Here is a 14,344-nt window from a genome sequence, read left to right as displayed (position 1 = left end):
CGCCCACAGTGCGTGAATCAATGACTCGAGAGGATGCGTCAATGCATGGGAATCAGGTGACTGTTCGCTATTTGGACGACTCCTGGGTCCGGCCCGAGTCGTCATCCCACTACGACTCAAGAGGAATTGTCTTCATTCTGAATCTCGCGCTGCAGGAAGTCTGCGTGCACACCGAAACGAGTCCACTGGACCCTGCGCCTGGTCAGCCGCTCGCGTTCGGGGCCAAGGGGTTCAGCAGACTACCGAATGAGCTCCAGGTCGGCCGCATCAACCTGAACCAAGCTCGCGTCGAGCGCGAAGCGATCAATGAGATCTTGGCGAGCTCTGTGCCGCTCGCTCAAGAAATCGTTGATGAACGCGTGGCCGTTCCAGGTACGCCCCTTCTGGACTGGTCGGTTCCGTCTCGCCTCGCAGCAGAGCGGCTCCGGCACGCGATCATGCGGCCTACCTATCTGCCGGGATCCTACGCCAGGCCCTTCCAGCCCGAGTACTACCTGGTCGAGGCCACCGATGTCTTTGAGCGTTTTCCAGAGGCGATTCCGCAGGAGTGGGCCCAATTACCCGATGCTTACCTCCATTTCGTCACCGAAGCCGTGAACCAGGATGTACGAAGGCTGATCCCGGACATCGATGGCCTGATTGCGCTCTGTCGGGTCTCCCCGGAAGCTGTGCGCCGAGACGTGCGCATCCTGGGGCTCCGGGCGTGGCTGCACTCACACCGCCAGACCCAGAACTGCGGCTGACCCAGCTTCATACCGGCGGCTCATGGCCCTGGCCGGCGGCTGATCCACCACGGTGGCTGTGGCCGGATCCGCTCAGCCCTTGCCACTGTGCCTGTCAGTTGTTGTGAGTGCCTGGAGCGTAGTTCTTCCAGGGAACGCCACCGGACCCCGGCCGGCACCGAGGTCCGGGTCTGCCGGCTGCGCCAGGACCGCGCACTCGACCCCGCCAGGATCGGCCCCATCCTGGGCCTGCCCGCTTCGACCGTGCACCGCATCCTCAACCGGCCGGGCGAGCTGATCCACGTCGACGTGATGAAACTCGGCCGCATCCCCGGCCAGCGGCGGCTCCAGGGCTCCTGCCCTCCCGCGAGGAGAGCAGGAGGGCACAGTTCTGTCCGGCCGCGGGCTACTTCGCGACTTCGTACTCCACAGTGCTGTCCGTGCAGCCTGATGAGGCCAGTTCCTGGAGCGCCGCGACCTCCGCATCGTCGGCCGACAGGCCCCGGCGGAGCTGCCGGTGATATCGAGGTATCCAGGTGCCTCGGATCGCGGACACGGTGAGGCCGGGGCCCGAACGCGCACATGATCCCGGTCCCGTCGCCGTCCAGTCGGCCAGATACGTGCACCCCGGGTGTATGACGCGCTCGATCGCACCGTGCGGCTGATGAGCTTTCCTGAGCTCCGCTCCTGATGGGTGGATCAGCGCAGTCCGGCGAAGAGATCGTTCTCGGGTACGGCCGCGCCGGTGGCGTCCTGGACGCGTATGAAGGTCTCCATGCCCATCATCTCGCCGAATTTCTCCTTGCCCATCTTGAGGAAGAAGATGTTCTCGCCCTGACTGGCGTGCGCGGCCAGCGCGTCGAACTTCTGACCGCTGAACGCGGTGGTGTCCACCCACGTGGTGATCTCATCGTCGGGGAGGCCGATCTCGGCCATCGCGGCGGCCTCGGCAGGATCCGGCTCCGGCATGTCCTCCTGAAACTCGCGCATCGTCTCCCCGAACCGCCGCATCATCGAGCGGGGCATCGTCGTCCAGTACACCTTCGGTGTCAGCGCGGTCATCTCCAGCGCCGCCATCGTGATGCGGTTCGCCTGGATGTGGTCGGGGTGGCCGTAGAAGCCGTTCTCGTCGTAGGTGACGACCACATCGGGTCGGTAGTGCCGCATGAGTTCCGCGAGCCGGGCGGCGCCGTCCTCCACGGGGGTCTGCCAGAAGGATCCGGGGGCGTCGTTGCTCGGCCAGCCCGTCATCCCGGAGTCGGCATAGTCCAGCATCTCCAGATCGCTGACCTTCAAGACGTCACAGCTCGCCTTCAGTTCTTGACGGCGCATCGAGGCGACGGCCGCCGGATCGTGACCGGGATCGCCCGGCTTGACACCCCCCGGTCCGTCACCGCAACTGCCATCGGTACACGTCACGAGAACCGTGCGGATGCCTTCCGCCGCGTACCGCGCGAGGACCCCACCGGTCCCGGTGGCCTCGTCGTCGGGGTGGGCGTGTACTGCCATAAGCGTCAAGGGCCGGTCAGTCATGAAACATGTCCTCCTGCAGAGATACGTCTTGGTCCGTGTGCGCGGCGGGCATACCGCGACCCCGAGAGCCCGGATCCAGATGGGGCGGACGACCTTGTGGTCTCCGTGTTCCCCGCCCGTGCGGCGCCGGTCCCTCGGTCGATGCAACCGTGCCGACCGGCCCGGCTGTTCCCGGCGCGGCCGCTCAGCCTTCCAGGCGTCGGCGTCTCCACGCGACCGAGGTACCGGCACCCCCGCGTTGCTCTTGACGCGCCAGGAGTGGGCTGGAAAGCCGCCACCCCTCGGTGTGTGCACGCCTCCGAAGCTGCTACCTGCTCCACATCATCCCCCAACTTGCCGGACTACTCAGTCCAGCAGATCGACCTCCCAGTTCGTACGCTGGATCCGCACATCGACCTCGCGGACCTCCGGGGCGAGGGCATCCGCCTGACCGCGCAGTTCCGCGACCGGATGCCGCACACCCTGCGCTCGCTGGAACTGATCGACCAGATCACCGCCGAACTGACCGTGCTGGTCGGCTTCGACCAGGACCTCGCGGCCGAGGCCACCCGCGCCTCCAACCGCCTACGCGGCCTGCTCACCCAGTTCCACCCCTCGCTGTGACGCGTCCTCGGCTCGCGTCCGGACCACCGGGCCGTGACGGCTGCTGGAACGCTACGGATCCCCGGCCAGCTTGCGAAAGGCCGGTCGTCGCAGGCTCGTTGAGGTGATCCGCGCCAAGGCCCCGCGCATGGCCCAGCGGCTGATCGACGAGGTCTTCGTCGCGCTCGATGAGCAGACCGTCGTGGTCCCGGGGCACCCGGCACGCTCGACATAGTGATCCCGTCCCTGGCCCGCTCGCTCGCCGCCGTTAACGACCAGCGCCCGGCCCTGGGGGCCCAGATCGAGGCCCTGCTGGAGAAGCACCCGCTTTCGAAGGTCCTGACCTCGATTCCGGGGGTCGGTGTCAGGACCGCCGCCATCTTGCTGGTCACCGTCGGCGACGGCACCAGCTTCCCCACCGCCGCCCACCTGGCCTCCTACGCCGGTCTCGCCCCGACGACGAAGTCTTCGGGGACCTCGATCCACGGCGAACACGCATCAAGAGGCGGCAACCGGCAGTCGAACGCGCGATGTTCCTGTCCGCGTTTGCCGCCCTGCACGATCCCGCCTCGCGCACCCACTACGACCGACAGCGAGCCCTCGGCAAGACGCACACTCAAGCCCTCCTCCGCCTCACCCGCCAACGCATCAGCGTCCTGTTCGCCATGCTCAGAGACGGCACCTTCTACGAAACCCGCCTCCCCCAAACGACGGCCGCATGAACCAGCCGGCAGGCAGGTCGACCCGGATCAACACCGTGTGTCATCTGTCCACGCCGAGGTCTCCGCGGCACCCCGCCGGACAGCTTCTTCCTGATCCTGGGCAAGCTTCCCGCAGGCCACTGCGACGTCCGGCACACCGTCCGGTCCCACGAGCGCGTCATGCACCCCGGTCTGCAGCCGAGCACATGGCCCGTCCCCGGGCCGGGACCGCGTTCGCCGAGGGGGACACCCCTCGTGTTACTTACCGACGAGCTGATCGAACGCCGCCACGAGGACATCGATGCCGGCCTGGCCCGGCTCGCAGACTCCCTCACCCACCACCGGGCCACCGGCCCCCAAGCACTCGCCGACGCCCTCCTGACAGACCTGATCCCACCTGCCGGCGCCACCGACTACGCCGCCCTGATCATCCTCCGCCGGTGACGGTGGCGGCCACCACGGCGCACACCGCCAGGTCGCTTCATGCTGCGGGCGGTTGGTGAACGGTTCGGCGGTGTCCACCGTCCGTGGCGCGCACAGCGGATGCGCGGGCCCGTGGGTGGTGGCACGGTGGTTGTACAGCCCGTACCTCGGCCCCAGTGGGACGGCCACACGCCCGCAGGAGACCGTGCGCCGCCGCCCTGCCGATCCGATCGGTGTCCGCTCCACAGCGGAGCCTGGCGGTGGAAGGGGCCGTGCGATGCGAGTGGCGTGCGGCCGGGCCGCAGGACGGGCTCTTCGAGTCTTCGGCAACCGGGGAGCAGAAGCAGGGATGTTCCGGGACGGGTTGGCCGGAGCCGTGCCCGATCACCCTGGAGGTGCTGACATGGCCGACGTCCTCAGAGAGAACAACCTCACCGCTCCGCCAGTGGACCTGTGCGGAGACCCCAAGGACACCGGCGAGCCTCTTTGGAACATGGCGTGGGAATGCCAGGAGCGGCAGATCGACGCCTTCTGGCTCGTGTCCAAGGGAGTCAAAGGATTCCTTCTGGTCCCCACCGATCGCGTCAAGGGCATCGAGTGCCCTGACCTCGTGTCCGGCGCCTACGCCAAGTACAACTACTGGCAGGTCGCCGACGACCGGTCCTACTTCTGGTTCAAGGGGCCGCCGTGGGGCAAGGTCGGGCTGGGGATCAACGCGGCCCATCACCGCTCCCACGATCAGTTGCACATCCACATGTCCGAGGTCCGGCCGGGCGTGAAGGCCGAGCTCGACAAGGCCGCCCAAGCAGGCAGGATCGCCAAGGACCTGCCGAGTTGGCCCGGAACGCTGATCACGGTCACCGGGCAGGACCAGGCCGGAGCTCCGCAACCGCGAAGCTATCGCGCGGTCCACGTGGGCAGCATCGGGAGCCTGAACCTCTTCAAGGCGCTCTACGACAATGTGGTGGTCGCCACTCGGGGCGAGGAGATGGGTGACCAGACGATGATCGTCATCAAGGCGGGATCCGGCCCGAGCGACGGGTTCTATGTCCTGAACAGCTGGGACAACCTCGCCCACCCCTCCGCCTCACCCCAGGGAATCGCCGTCTGCGACAGCGTCCTCGCCTGCAAGTGAGAGGGGGCCGAGCCCAACGCCCGACGCCGGGCGCCGCTGCGCCGGCTTTACCACGACAACGCGCGGCGCAAGAAGAACCGCTCAGTCCCACATGTCATGGGCGCAGGTGATCTCGAACCTGGCGACACCGGCGGCATTGTCCAGTCTCCCCGCGTGCTCAGGAGGCGAGCACCCACCGTACGAACGGAGCCCGGACCCAGCCGCTGCCAGTCGTCGCCCGCGTCGTCACTGTTGAGGCGGCCTGGGGCGTCAGGCCGCGCTCAGAGCGTCGAGGATCCCATCGCGCTACTGACCTCGGTGGGGAGCGCTGGGGTCGAGACAGTTACCGCTCCCGGATTGCGTAGGTCAGGTGGGTCACCCGCTGCGTCGGCTCCGCGCGGACCGGCTCCAGGGCCACGCGGCTCGCGTCCACACCCTCGAACAGGCGGATTCCGGAGCCGAACAGCACAGGTGAGAGCGCGATCGAGAACTCGTCGATCAGGCTGGCGTTCACGTACTCCAGGATCGTTGCGCCGCCGCCCGCGATGCGGACGTCTCGGTCGCCGGCTGCCTCGCGGGCCCGGTCGAGCGCGGTCTCGATGCCGTCGTTGACGAAGTGGAAGGTGGTCCCGCCCGGCCGCTCCCAAGGGTCGCGCTTCTCGTGCGTCACGACGAACACCGGCGTGTGGAACGGCGCCTCCTCCGGCCACGCCTGCTCACCGAGGTCGAACATGCGCTTGCCCATCACGCTCGCGCCGGTGCGCTCGAACGTCTCCCGCACGATGTCGTTGTCGCGCCCTTCCTCGCCGCCCTCGCCGAGCTTCAGGTTCTCCCGGAAGAACCGCTGCGGGAAGATCCACTGCTGCAGTTCCATCCACTGCGCCATCCAGCGCTGCACATCCGGGTCGTCCATGCGCTCCTCGGGCGCGATGAACCCGTCCAGCGACATCGTCACACTGAAGAACACTTTCCCGGCCATCAGCCCTCAGCTCCCTTCCGAACGGTCTCGGTGATGTAGGCATCCAGGTTGCTCAGCGTCTGCTGGCCGCCCTCGATCGCGTGGTACTTCTCGACCGCCTCGTCGCGCAGCTTCTTGGTGGGGAACACCGTGCGCATCTCGATCCGGGTCGCCGCCCCGTCGGGCACGAACGTGAGCACCGACTCGAAAGCGTTCGGGTCGCCGCGAGACTCCCCGTGCAGCAGCGCGATCCCCTCCGGCGGGACGATCTCGGTCCAGGAGATCCACTCCTGGTAGTCCGTCCCGTCCGGTCCGTGCATCACGAAGTCCCACTCACCGCCGACGCGGAACTCGAAGGATCGCGTGGTGGTGGTGAACCCCTCCGGTCCCCACCATCGCGACAGGTGCCGCACTTCGGTAAACGCCTCGAACACCAGCTCCCGTGGGGCGTCGATGACCCGGGAGATCACGATCTCGCGGTCGGTCGTCGCGGACTGCGCCGGCGCTCCTCGTCGCTTCGCGCTCATAACCTACTCCTCCTGCCTTGCCTGCTTGAGGTCCTGTACGTAGGCGTCCAGCCGGTCGAAGCTCTCGTTCCAGAACTGCTCGAACCCGCCGGTCCACTCGTGGACCGGTCGCAGCCCGCGGGCGTCAAGGCCATACAGGCGCTGCTTGCCTGCCTTGCGGTCCCGCACCAGCCCAACCTCTCGGAGCACCCGCAGGTGTTTGGACGCCCCCGGCTGGGTCATCCCCAGCTCCTGGGCCAACTCGGTCACCGGCCGCTCACCCGCCCGCAGCAACAGCAGGATCTCCCTGCGCTGCGGCTCGGCGATCGCGTTGAAGACGTCCGACGTCGTCGCTGCTCGTGCCATGGGCACCATCATATGCCCATATCGGTATGCGTCAAACGGCGGCGGTCGATTGAGACCCCTTGGGCAAGTCCCGGTGCCGCGTGTCGCCGGTCCGGGCTCCTGGGGCGACTCCGCTCAAGCCGACGGGCGCGGCGAGGCAGACCGCGGGCCGGCAGCTGTGGTTCCGTGGCCGCCGACGTAGTCCGCCGGGCTCGGCCAGAAAGTGGGCTTCGGGCCTTCGCGGGCCTGCAACTAGTCGCGTACCTAAGCAAATTGGACCGTGGCGCCCACCACGACGGCTGACGGGGCTTCCACGTCACCATGACAATTCCCGGTGGCCCCCCGTGGCGCCGATCTGTCGTCAGGAAGGCTCTGCGGACCTGCCCGTGCCGGCTGCGCGCGGGTGGGTTTCCCGGACGGAGACGTCAGAGACCCAGGTCGGCGTCCACGTGGAAGCGCCAACCCTCTGGGCGCGATGCGACTCCCGACCGGATGGTTTTCGGACTTGTTCCCTCGGATCGGCCAAAGGGGCCGCCCAAGAGCACAGCCTCAAGCCTATGCTTCTACAGCCTTGTAGATATTGCGCGGGCACCCGGGCTTCCGGCTGCCTGCACGCGGTGCTGCCCTCCGGTAAGGCACGTAGGGCATTTTCTCATTCATCTGTATTCCCTGGGAGGGCTTTCGTGGCTTCGATCGACCTGGACAAGATGCTGGACAAGGCGTGGGCGGACAAGACGCTGCCCGAGATCCTCGCCGCGCCGGTATCAGCCTTGAAGGGGGTCTCGGACCGGGACGGGGAGCTGCTCCAGGAGGCGTTTGGCGTCAGGACCGTCGCCGATCTGGCCGATCTGAAGTACACGCGCTGGGCGCAGGCCCTGGCCGTGCTGGGCGCCTCCGCCAAGTAATCACGTGCTGCGGTCCGGTGCGTACCGTGTGATTCCCGCGCACCGGTTCGCGGCTCGGGGACGACTCACAACAGAGGCGGAGAGTCGGACGGGACGGTCGTCTTCGACCGGTTCGGCATCGGTGGCAACTTCCGTCTCGCGAGGGACGAGCGACGCAGCGTCCCGTTCAGTGTGGCGTTGCCCCGGGAGCCCTGGAACTGGGTGACGAGATCGTCCGGCGTCTGCGGGGCGTCGGCAGTGAGGGCGGCGCGCAGGGCGATCTGCTGCTGGAACATGATGCCGTGCCGGGGCACGGCGTGCTCCAGGACGTCGCGGGCTGCGTAGTGGGCCAGGGCTGCCTGGTCGGTACCTCGCAGTGATCCATGACCGGTTGTCCGGACGGCGTCACCGAGCAGCGGCTGTCGTCCGCGGCCGAACTCCAGCCCCGAGCTGATGCCGAGCGAGGGCTACACCTTCGCCATCGAACGCGACGAGACGGGGTACACGCTGGAGGCCAGCGGAAACATCGCTCGCGCCGGACAGCAGACACACCGCTTCCACCGTGACCTCATCGTGGACGACACACCGATCTGGCACTACATCGTCAAGCCGGACATGCCGCAGGGGCCCCATGTCACACGGACTCGTGGTCACCCGGGCTCGCGCCGCAGATCACGGTGGAAGCCAGGCGGAGCGCCGTCGACTTGATCGGTAATTCGCCCGCGGGGAGGTCGAGTTGACGTGCACACTCGCTGTTCGTCCACTTCCCGCCGGGCCCGCGCGGTCCAGGAGAGGCAGCCATGCCCGTCATCGAGGTGACCGATCTCGTCAAGGAATTCCGCAGACCCAAGCGGCAACATGGCTCGTTCGCGGGCATCCGCACTCTGCTCACCCGCGAGTGCACCGTCAACCGGGCCGTCGACGGCATCAGTTTCCGGATCGAGCCGGGCGAGATGGTGGGCTACCTCGGCCCCAACGGCGCCGGGAAATCCACCAGCATCAAAATGCTCACCGGCATACTCGTGCCCACCTCCGGGACCGTCCGGGTCGCCGGGGCCACGCCCTGGCGCGACCGGGCCCGTAACGCCCGCCAGATCGGTGTGGTCTTCGGCCAGCGCAGCCAGCTCTGGTGGGACCTGCCCCTGCGCGACTCGCTATGGCTGATCGGCCGGCTCTATGACGTGCCGCCGGGCCGGTTCGCCGAGAAACAGAAGCAGTTCACGGAACTGCTCGACCTCGGCTCCTTCCTCGACACCCCGGTACGTCAGCTCTCGCTCGGCCAGCGGATGCGCGGCGACCTCGCCGCCGCGATGCTCTACGACCCGAGCATCCTCTACCTCGACGAGCCCACCGTGGGGCTCGATGTCGTCGCCAAGGAGCGAATACGCGGCTTCGTCGCCGAACTCAACCGCCAGTCCGGCACCACGGTCGTCCTCACCACCCACGACCTCGACGACGTCGAGGAACTGTGCGATCGCATCGTGCTCATCGACCACGGCAAAGTCGCCTACGACGGCGACGTGGAGGAACTGAAGGCACGCTATGCCCCACACCGCGAACTCGTCGTGCAGACCGACCATCTTGAGCAGGTCGAGGGCGCCGAGATCGTCCGGCGCGACGGGGGCAAGGTGTGGCTCCGCTTCGACCCCGCGCGGACCTCGCCCGCCCGGCTGGTCGCCGCGGTACTGGCGCAACACCGGGTGACCGATCTGTCGATCGTGGAACCCGAGCTGGAGAGCGTCATCCACCGGATCTACGCGGACCGCCGATGAAGGCCCATCTCGCCTGTGCCCGGATGGAATTCCGCGTCGCCCTCGCCTACCGCACATCGTATCTGTCGACGTTCGTGATGATGCTCCTGCAGATCTACCTGCTGACGGTGGTGTGGAGCGCGTTCTACGACGGCCGAGAGGAGGTGGACGGGATCGGCCTCGGCACCATGACGGCGTACGCGACCCTGGCCACCCTTCAGTACAACCTGGTCAGTCCCTGGCGCTCCTCGCCCATCGATCAGCGGGTGCGCGAGGGCAAGGTCGCGGTGGATCTGCTGCGCCCCATCGGCTTCCCCGGGCAGATGCTGGCCGGTCAGTTCGGGTGGATCTCCGCCTCGGTGCCGGTCCTGGTGGTGGCGCTGCCGTTCGCCCTGCTGGTCGGCGCGGGCCGGGCCCCCGAGTCACCGGCCGCCGCGTTCGCCTACCCGCTGGCTCTGCTCGGCGCTCTGGTCGTCAACCAGCTGCTGGGGTTGCTGCTCGGCATGGTGTCCTTCTGGACCCTGGAGGTGAGCGGAGCCCTGCTGGCCTACCGTTTCGTCGCCCAGTTCTTCTCCGGGGCCCTGGTCCCGTTGTGGTTCATGCCGGACCCGGTCAGGGCCGCCGCCGAGCTGCTCCCCTTCCAGGCGACCGCGCACACCCCGGCCGCCGTCTACCTCGGCCAGATCGAGGGTCCGGGCATCGCCGCCGCCCTCGGTGTGCAGCTGTGGTGGATTGTCGCCCTGGGCGGGCTGGCCACGCTGGTCTGGTCACGGGCGCGGCACCGAGTCCTGTCGCAGGGCGGGTGAACGCGATGCGAGGGCTGCGTGTCTATCTGCTGCTGGCCGGTGCGGCGTTCCGTTCCGAATTCCAGTACCGGGGAAACCTGTTCATCAACATCATCGGCGGTCTGTTCTACCAGGGTGTCGGTCTGGCCTTCATCTGGGCGGTCCTCGACCGTTTCGGCGAGGTCGGCGGCTGGGGGCTGAGCGAGATCGCCTTCCTCTACGGGCTGCGGCTCACCGCCCATGGCCTGTGGCTCGTCCCCGGCCATCAGCTGATCCATGTCGACGAGGTCGTCGTCGAAGGGGAGTACGACAGATATCTGATCCGGCCCGTGTCGCCGCTGATCCAGCTCCTCACCCGACGACTCCGGCTGAGCGCGCTCGGCGATCTGGTGGGCGGGGTCGTGCTGTTGGCCATCGCCTCGGCCCGGGCGCCGGTCGACTGGTCACCGGGAGCCGTCGGCTTTCTGCTGCTGGCGGTGGTCGGTGGCGCGCTGGTGGAGGGTTCACTGCAACTCGCGGCGTCGGGGCTGGCGTTCAGGATGAAGAAGGTCACCCCGATCAAGTTCGCCATCGACATGGTCTTCAGCGACTTCGGCAACTACCCGCTGAAGATCTTCGGTTCGGTCGCCGGGTTCGGTCTGACCTTCGTCTTCCCCCTGGCGTTCGTCGCCTACCTCCCGGCGACCGTTCTGCTGGACCGCGAGGAGGAACTGGCCGTGCCCGCCTGGCTGGGCTGGGGCGCACCCGCCGTCGGCGTGCTGCTGATGTACGCGGCGTATCGCTTCTGGGAGCACCAGTCCCGCCACTACGAGAGCAGCGGGCACTGAGCAGGACATCGCGTCCGCGGCCACTCACTTCAGGAACGGGGCATTCGCTTCAGGAACAAGGTGCGGAGACAGGCGGACGCGTCGGGCAGGACGCCGCCTTCCTGGACGATCTCCGCCGCTGCCGGCCGGCCCAGAAAACCAAACGGTTGATGGCCGGCCGCGCGACCGCGTCGCGGGGGGGGCAAGGCCGGGTCTCCGGCTCGGCGAAGGGAAGTTCCGGGCCGTGGTTGGGCGGGCGACCGCTGACGCCGTGCGTCCTCGGTGGCTTCGGCAGGCGCATGACGCGGTCGGCTCGACTCGACGGTGTGCTCGTCTCGGCGGTGTGCTCGTCTCGGCGGTGTGCTCGAAGGACTGCCGACCGGGCGCTTGAAGTGAAGGGTTTATCCGCCGGTGGCGATCGGAGGCGATGACGCGTCAGCGAGTGCAGCGTCGAGGCGATCGGCGGCGAGGGCGTGCTGGATAGCCATCGCCGCCGCGCCGATGACGCCGGATTGGATGCCGGTCGTTGCCGGCACGATCCGGAGGCGCGCGGTGGCGAGAGGGTGGGTGCGGCTGTAGACGACCTCTCGCACCCCGGCGATGAGACCCTCGCCGGCCTGGGCGAGTGAACCACCGATGACGACGAGTTCGGGGTTGAGCAGGCTCACGCACGTCGCGATGGTTTCGCCGACCGTGCGTCCGGCCTGACGAACAGCCTGCGCGGCAGCGGTATTGCCGTCGCGGACGAGCGCGACGACATCGCTGTTCGTCTTGGCGGGTACCCCGACCGCGGTGAGGTGCTCGCTGATCGCGCGGCCACTCGCGACGGCCTCGAGACATCCGGTGTTGCCGCACGTGCACAGGGCGTCGGGGACGTGAGGGGCCGCCACGTGGCCGAGGTCGCCGGCAGCCCCGACCGCGCCTCGGAGCAGGCGACGACCACTGATGATCCCGGCCCCGATTCCGGTGGCGACCTTGATGAACAGGAGGTGATCGAGCTCCGGATGGGCCGTCACGTGCTCGCCGAGGGCCATGAGGTTGACGTCGTTGTCGACGAGCACGGGAACGTCCCAGTGGAGCCGCACATGCCCGGGTACGTCATAGCCGTCCCAACCCGGCATGATGGGCGGGCATATCGGCCTGCCGCTCGCATGCTCGACCGGGCCGGGCAGGCCGATCCCGATGCCGACCAGGTCCTTGACGTCCCGGTCCGCCTCGTCGAGCAGTCGTCGTATCGTCGCGACGACCCAGTCGAGGACCGTGGCCGGCCCTGCCGAGATGTCGATGCGCTCGGCAATCTCAGACAGGGGCCGGCCGGTGAGATCGGTCAGCGCGACATTCCCGTGGGTCGCTCCGAGATCGGCGCCGACGACGACCCGAGCCTGTGGGTTGAAGGCGAACCTGGCCGGAGGGCGGCCGCCGGTTGACGCCGCCCTGCCCGAGGGAGCGAGCAGACCGCTGGCGAGCAGGGCATCGACGCGGATGTTGACGGTGGACCGGGCCAGTCCGGTGAGTCCGGCCAGCTCAGTACGGGTCCGGGGCCGCCCGTCACGGAGTAGCTGGAGTAGTTCCCCGGCGCCGGGAGCGCCTGAGCCTGGTTTGAGGAACCCGCCAGAAGCCGCCGCGTCGCGATGAGCCGGCGCACGTGGCGCGGATGCGGACTGGGGCATGGTCGAAGTGAACCACACGACGTCGCCACGAGACGATCGTGCTGTCCGAGAAGCAACTGTGCGCGAAGGCCGGGCAAGAGTGAGAGAGGTAGCAGACGGCAGCGTCCTCGGCACGGCCGGCGCCGACGTCCACAGGCCCGTCGGCAACCCCTGGTCAGGTCATCGGCTTCCCGGTGCCCCGGTTCCTGGCCTCGCCCGTCCATGGTCCGCGAGCCTCGAACCACCCACTTCGGATCGACGGACGGCCGAACACCGGGATGAGTCTTGCGTCACGGCCGCCTTTATGCCGCCGACCCAGCCACTTAAGCATGCTGATCTACAGACTTCTGTCGGACTCTTGTTGAAAGTTCTCCGTCGCCCTATGGTCGGCACGGCAACGCTGGAGGGCGACGGTCGTAGGGCCGCGCCAGTACAGAAGGAGAGCCCGTGGAAAACGAGTTGAGCCGTCGCGCCATGCTCGGCGCCGGTGCCGGCGTTCTGGCCACCGGAGCGCTCACCGCCCATGCGAGCCCGGCCTCAGCCCTCGCGTCCTCGCCGCAGGGCCGGCCCGGTGGCGGGCCGAACGTGATTCCGGCCGACCGCATCGGCTTGCAGATCTACACCGTCCGCCAGTTGATCGGCAGTGACTACAAGAACCTCGAAATCGCCCTGGAAGCGGTCCACGACGCCGGTGTCCGGGAGCTCGAACTCGCCGGCGACTACTACACGAAGACGACGCCTCAGCTCAGGTCCATCGTCCATGCGCACGGACTTCGCATCGTGAGCAACCACTTCGGCCCACGCGGAGCCAACCTCCCGAACCCGTGGCTGACCCACGACGGCAGGATGCAGATCTTCGAGGACGCCCAGACACTGGGCAACTTTCCCCATGTCGGGACTGGCAGCATGTTCGGCTTCCCCGGTGCCGGATCCGGTGGGAATACCAGCGATGGCTTCAAGGCCCTGGCGGAGATATTCAACGAGTGCGGCGAGCACGCCGTTTCGCAGGGCTTCGGCGGCTTCTTCTTCCACAACCACGACAGTGAGTTCGCCCTTGAGAACGGCGTCCCGCTCTACAACACCTTGCTCGAGTACACCGACCCCCGCTACGTCAAGTTCGAGGTCGACCTGGGCTGGGTCACGGTCGCCGGCGAGGACCCGTACTGGTGGATCAAGAAGCACGGGAAGCGATTCGTCGCCTTCCACATCAAGGACGTCAAGTGGGACCCGAACGGCAACCGCACGGCGGCCGCGGGCACCCGCGCGGGAGGCAGGAAGTTCCGGTTCGTCGACGTCGGGAAGGGCGACATCGACTGGACCCGCACACTGTCCGCACTCAAGGACCTCCGGAACTACCGGTTCTTCCTGGAGCACGATGACGCCGGTGACCTGACCCTGAACCCGCCCGGTCCCGCGAACACGGTCTGGCGAGGCTGCACCACCCTGGATGGCATCAACACCTCCCGACGCAAGTAGGAGGAACAGGCATAACGAGTCTGGGTCCCACTCCGTCCTGCGCGGGACCCAGGCGTCGTGGGCGCCGCGCAGGAGCCGCATGACCGTGTCCGTCGTCCTCGCGCCCGGA

15 protein-coding genes and 2 pseudogenes are annotated in these 14,344 nt (G+C 67.8%); 11 read left to right on the top strand and 6 right to left on the bottom strand.

Features of this window, described 5'->3' with window-relative positions:
* Positions 1 to 41: 41 nt before the first annotated feature.
* A complete protein-coding gene (locus ACFRKB_RS28935) occupies positions 42 to 743 on the top strand; it encodes a hypothetical protein (protein WP_383109483.1) in 702 nt (233 codons plus the stop codon).
* Positions 744 to 881: 138 nt separating this feature from the next.
* Positions 882 to 1,109, top strand: a pseudogene (locus ACFRKB_RS28930) (IS481 family transposase); the annotation flags it as partial.
* Between the two features lie 312 nt (positions 1,110 to 1,421).
* On the opposite strand, the gene ACFRKB_RS28925 reads toward ACFRKB_RS28930, so the two are convergent.
* A complete protein-coding gene (locus ACFRKB_RS28925) occupies positions 1,422 to 2,255 on the bottom strand; it encodes a PIG-L family deacetylase (RefSeq protein ID WP_383109482.1) in 834 nt (277 codons plus the stop codon).
* A 450-nt stretch (positions 2,256 to 2,705) separates the two neighbouring features.
* Here ACFRKB_RS28925 and ACFRKB_RS28915 point away from each other — a divergent pair.
* The 3 genes and pseudogenes from ACFRKB_RS28915 to ACFRKB_RS28905 form a co-directional block, all read left to right on the top strand.
* Positions 2,706 to 3,559 (top strand): annotated as a pseudogene (locus tag ACFRKB_RS28915) (IS110 family RNA-guided transposase); the annotation flags it as partial.
* Positions 3,560 to 3,793: 234 nt separating this feature from the next.
* Positions 3,794 to 3,982 (top strand): hypothetical protein, encoded by a 189-nt coding sequence (locus tag ACFRKB_RS28910; RefSeq protein ID WP_383109480.1) that lies wholly within the window; start codon positions 3,794 to 3,796, stop codon positions 3,980 to 3,982.
* A gap of 382 nt (positions 3,983 to 4,364) precedes the next feature.
* Positions 4,365 to 5,096, top strand: a complete 732-nt coding sequence (locus ACFRKB_RS28905) for a CDP-diacylglycerol diphosphatase (protein WP_383109479.1) — start codon at positions 4,365 to 4,367, stop codon at positions 5,094 to 5,096.
* A 322-nt stretch (positions 5,097 to 5,418) separates the two neighbouring features.
* Here ACFRKB_RS28905 and ACFRKB_RS28900 read toward each other — a convergent pair whose 3' ends face one another.
* Genes ACFRKB_RS28900 through ACFRKB_RS28890 form a run of 3 tightly spaced genes read right to left on the bottom strand, consistent with a single transcriptional unit; the run spans position 5,419 to position 6,905 of the window.
* The gene (locus tag ACFRKB_RS28900) at positions 5,419 to 6,054 is read right to left on the bottom strand and encodes a dihydrofolate reductase family protein (protein WP_383109478.1); all 636 of its coding nucleotides are present in this window, start codon (positions 6,052 to 6,054) and stop codon (positions 5,419 to 5,421) included.
* On the bottom strand, positions 6,054 to 6,560 hold the full coding sequence (locus ACFRKB_RS28895; protein ID WP_383109477.1) for an SRPBCC family protein: 507 nt from the start codon (positions 6,558 to 6,560) through the stop codon (positions 6,054 to 6,056). The genes ACFRKB_RS28900 and ACFRKB_RS28895 overlap by 1 nt, the downstream gene beginning before the upstream one ends.
* A 3-nt stretch (positions 6,561 to 6,563) precedes the next feature.
* Complete coding sequence (locus ACFRKB_RS28890) at positions 6,564 to 6,905, bottom strand: ArsR/SmtB family transcription factor (protein ID WP_383109475.1); 342 nt, start codon at positions 6,903 to 6,905, stop codon at positions 6,564 to 6,566.
* A gap of 662 nt (positions 6,906 to 7,567) precedes the next feature.
* Here ACFRKB_RS28890 and ACFRKB_RS28885 point away from each other — a divergent pair.
* On the top strand, positions 7,568 to 7,789 hold the full coding sequence (locus ACFRKB_RS28885; RefSeq protein WP_383109474.1) for a hypothetical protein: 222 nt from the start codon (positions 7,568 to 7,570) through the stop codon (positions 7,787 to 7,789).
* 65 nt (positions 7,790 to 7,854) lie between these two features.
* On the opposite strand, the gene ACFRKB_RS28880 is transcribed toward ACFRKB_RS28885, so the two are convergent.
* Complete coding sequence (locus ACFRKB_RS28880) at positions 7,855 to 8,082, bottom strand: hypothetical protein (RefSeq protein ID WP_383109473.1); 228 nt, start codon at positions 8,080 to 8,082, stop codon at positions 7,855 to 7,857.
* Between the two features lie 139 nt (positions 8,083 to 8,221).
* Here ACFRKB_RS28880 and ACFRKB_RS28875 point away from each other — a divergent pair, with 139 nt between their 5' ends.
* From ACFRKB_RS28875 to ACFRKB_RS28860, 4 genes are all read left to right on the top strand, one after another.
* A complete protein-coding gene (locus tag ACFRKB_RS28875) occupies positions 8,222 to 8,476 on the top strand; it encodes a hypothetical protein (protein WP_383109472.1) in 255 nt (84 codons plus the stop codon).
* Between the two features lie 92 nt (positions 8,477 to 8,568).
* A complete protein-coding gene (locus ACFRKB_RS28870; RefSeq protein ID WP_383109470.1) occupies positions 8,569 to 9,540 on the top strand; it encodes an ABC transporter ATP-binding protein in 972 nt (323 codons plus the stop codon).
* Positions 9,537 to 10,325 (top strand): ABC transporter permease, encoded by a 789-nt coding sequence (locus ACFRKB_RS28865; protein WP_383109469.1) that lies wholly within the window; start codon positions 9,537 to 9,539, stop codon positions 10,323 to 10,325. Before ACFRKB_RS28870 ends, ACFRKB_RS28865 begins: the two co-directional genes overlap by 4 nt.
* A gap of 5 nt (positions 10,326 to 10,330) precedes the next feature.
* The gene (locus ACFRKB_RS28860) at positions 10,331 to 11,131 is read left to right on the top strand and encodes an ABC transporter permease (protein ID WP_383109468.1); all 801 of its coding nucleotides are present in this window, start codon (positions 10,331 to 10,333) and stop codon (positions 11,129 to 11,131) included.
* Positions 11,132 to 11,511: 380 nt separating this feature from the next.
* On the opposite strand, the gene ACFRKB_RS28855 is transcribed toward ACFRKB_RS28860, so the two are convergent.
* Positions 11,512 to 12,780 (bottom strand): ROK family transcriptional regulator, encoded by a 1,269-nt coding sequence (locus tag ACFRKB_RS28855; RefSeq protein ID WP_383109467.1) that lies wholly within the window; start codon positions 12,778 to 12,780, stop codon positions 11,512 to 11,514.
* A 426-nt stretch (positions 12,781 to 13,206) separates the two neighbouring features.
* Here ACFRKB_RS28855 and ACFRKB_RS28850 point away from each other — a divergent pair, with 426 nt between their 5' ends.
* On the top strand, positions 13,207 to 14,235 hold the full coding sequence (locus ACFRKB_RS28850) for a sugar phosphate isomerase/epimerase family protein (RefSeq protein WP_383109466.1): 1,029 nt from the start codon (positions 13,207 to 13,209) through the stop codon (positions 14,233 to 14,235).
* Positions 14,236 to 14,344 lie beyond the last annotated feature (109 nt).

It is taken from the genome of Streptomyces scopuliridis, assembly GCF_042790125.1.
Classification (GTDB): Bacteria; Actinomycetota; Actinomycetes; order Streptomycetales; family Streptomycetaceae; genus Streptomyces; species Streptomyces scopuliridis_A.
This window is presented reverse-complemented; position numbering and strand designations above follow the sequence as displayed.

Coding starts and splice junctions, on each gene's coding strand:
- ACFRKB_RS28890 (WP_383109475.1), bottom strand. CDS start 6,905: ATGGCACGAGCAGCGACGACGTCGGACGTCTTCAACGCGATCGCCGAG.
- ACFRKB_RS28855 (WP_383109467.1), bottom strand. CDS start 12,780: ATGCCCCAGTCCGCATCCGCGCCACGTGCGCCGGCTCATCGCGACGCG.
- ACFRKB_RS28860 (WP_383109468.1), top strand. CDS start 10,331: ATGCGAGGGCTGCGTGTCTATCTGCTGCTGGCCGGTGCGGCGTTCCGT.
- ACFRKB_RS28865 (WP_383109469.1), top strand. CDS start 9,537: ATGAAGGCCCATCTCGCCTGTGCCCGGATGGAATTCCGCGTCGCCCTC.
- ACFRKB_RS28895 (WP_383109477.1), bottom strand. CDS start 6,560: ATGAGCGCGAAGCGACGAGGAGCGCCGGCGCAGTCCGCGACGACCGAC.
- ACFRKB_RS28925 (WP_383109482.1), bottom strand. CDS start 2,255: ATGACTGACCGGCCCTTGACGCTTATGGCAGTACACGCCCACCCCGAC.
- ACFRKB_RS28935 (WP_383109483.1), top strand. CDS start 42: ATGCATGGGAATCAGGTGACTGTTCGCTATTTGGACGACTCCTGGGTC.
- ACFRKB_RS28905 (WP_383109479.1), top strand. CDS start 4,365: ATGGCCGACGTCCTCAGAGAGAACAACCTCACCGCTCCGCCAGTGGAC.
- ACFRKB_RS28900 (WP_383109478.1), bottom strand. CDS start 6,054: ATGGCCGGGAAAGTGTTCTTCAGTGTGACGATGTCGCTGGACGGGTTC.
- ACFRKB_RS28875 (WP_383109472.1), top strand. CDS start 8,222: ATGCCGAGCGAGGGCTACACCTTCGCCATCGAACGCGACGAGACGGGG.
- ACFRKB_RS28870 (WP_383109470.1), top strand. CDS start 8,569: ATGCCCGTCATCGAGGTGACCGATCTCGTCAAGGAATTCCGCAGACCC.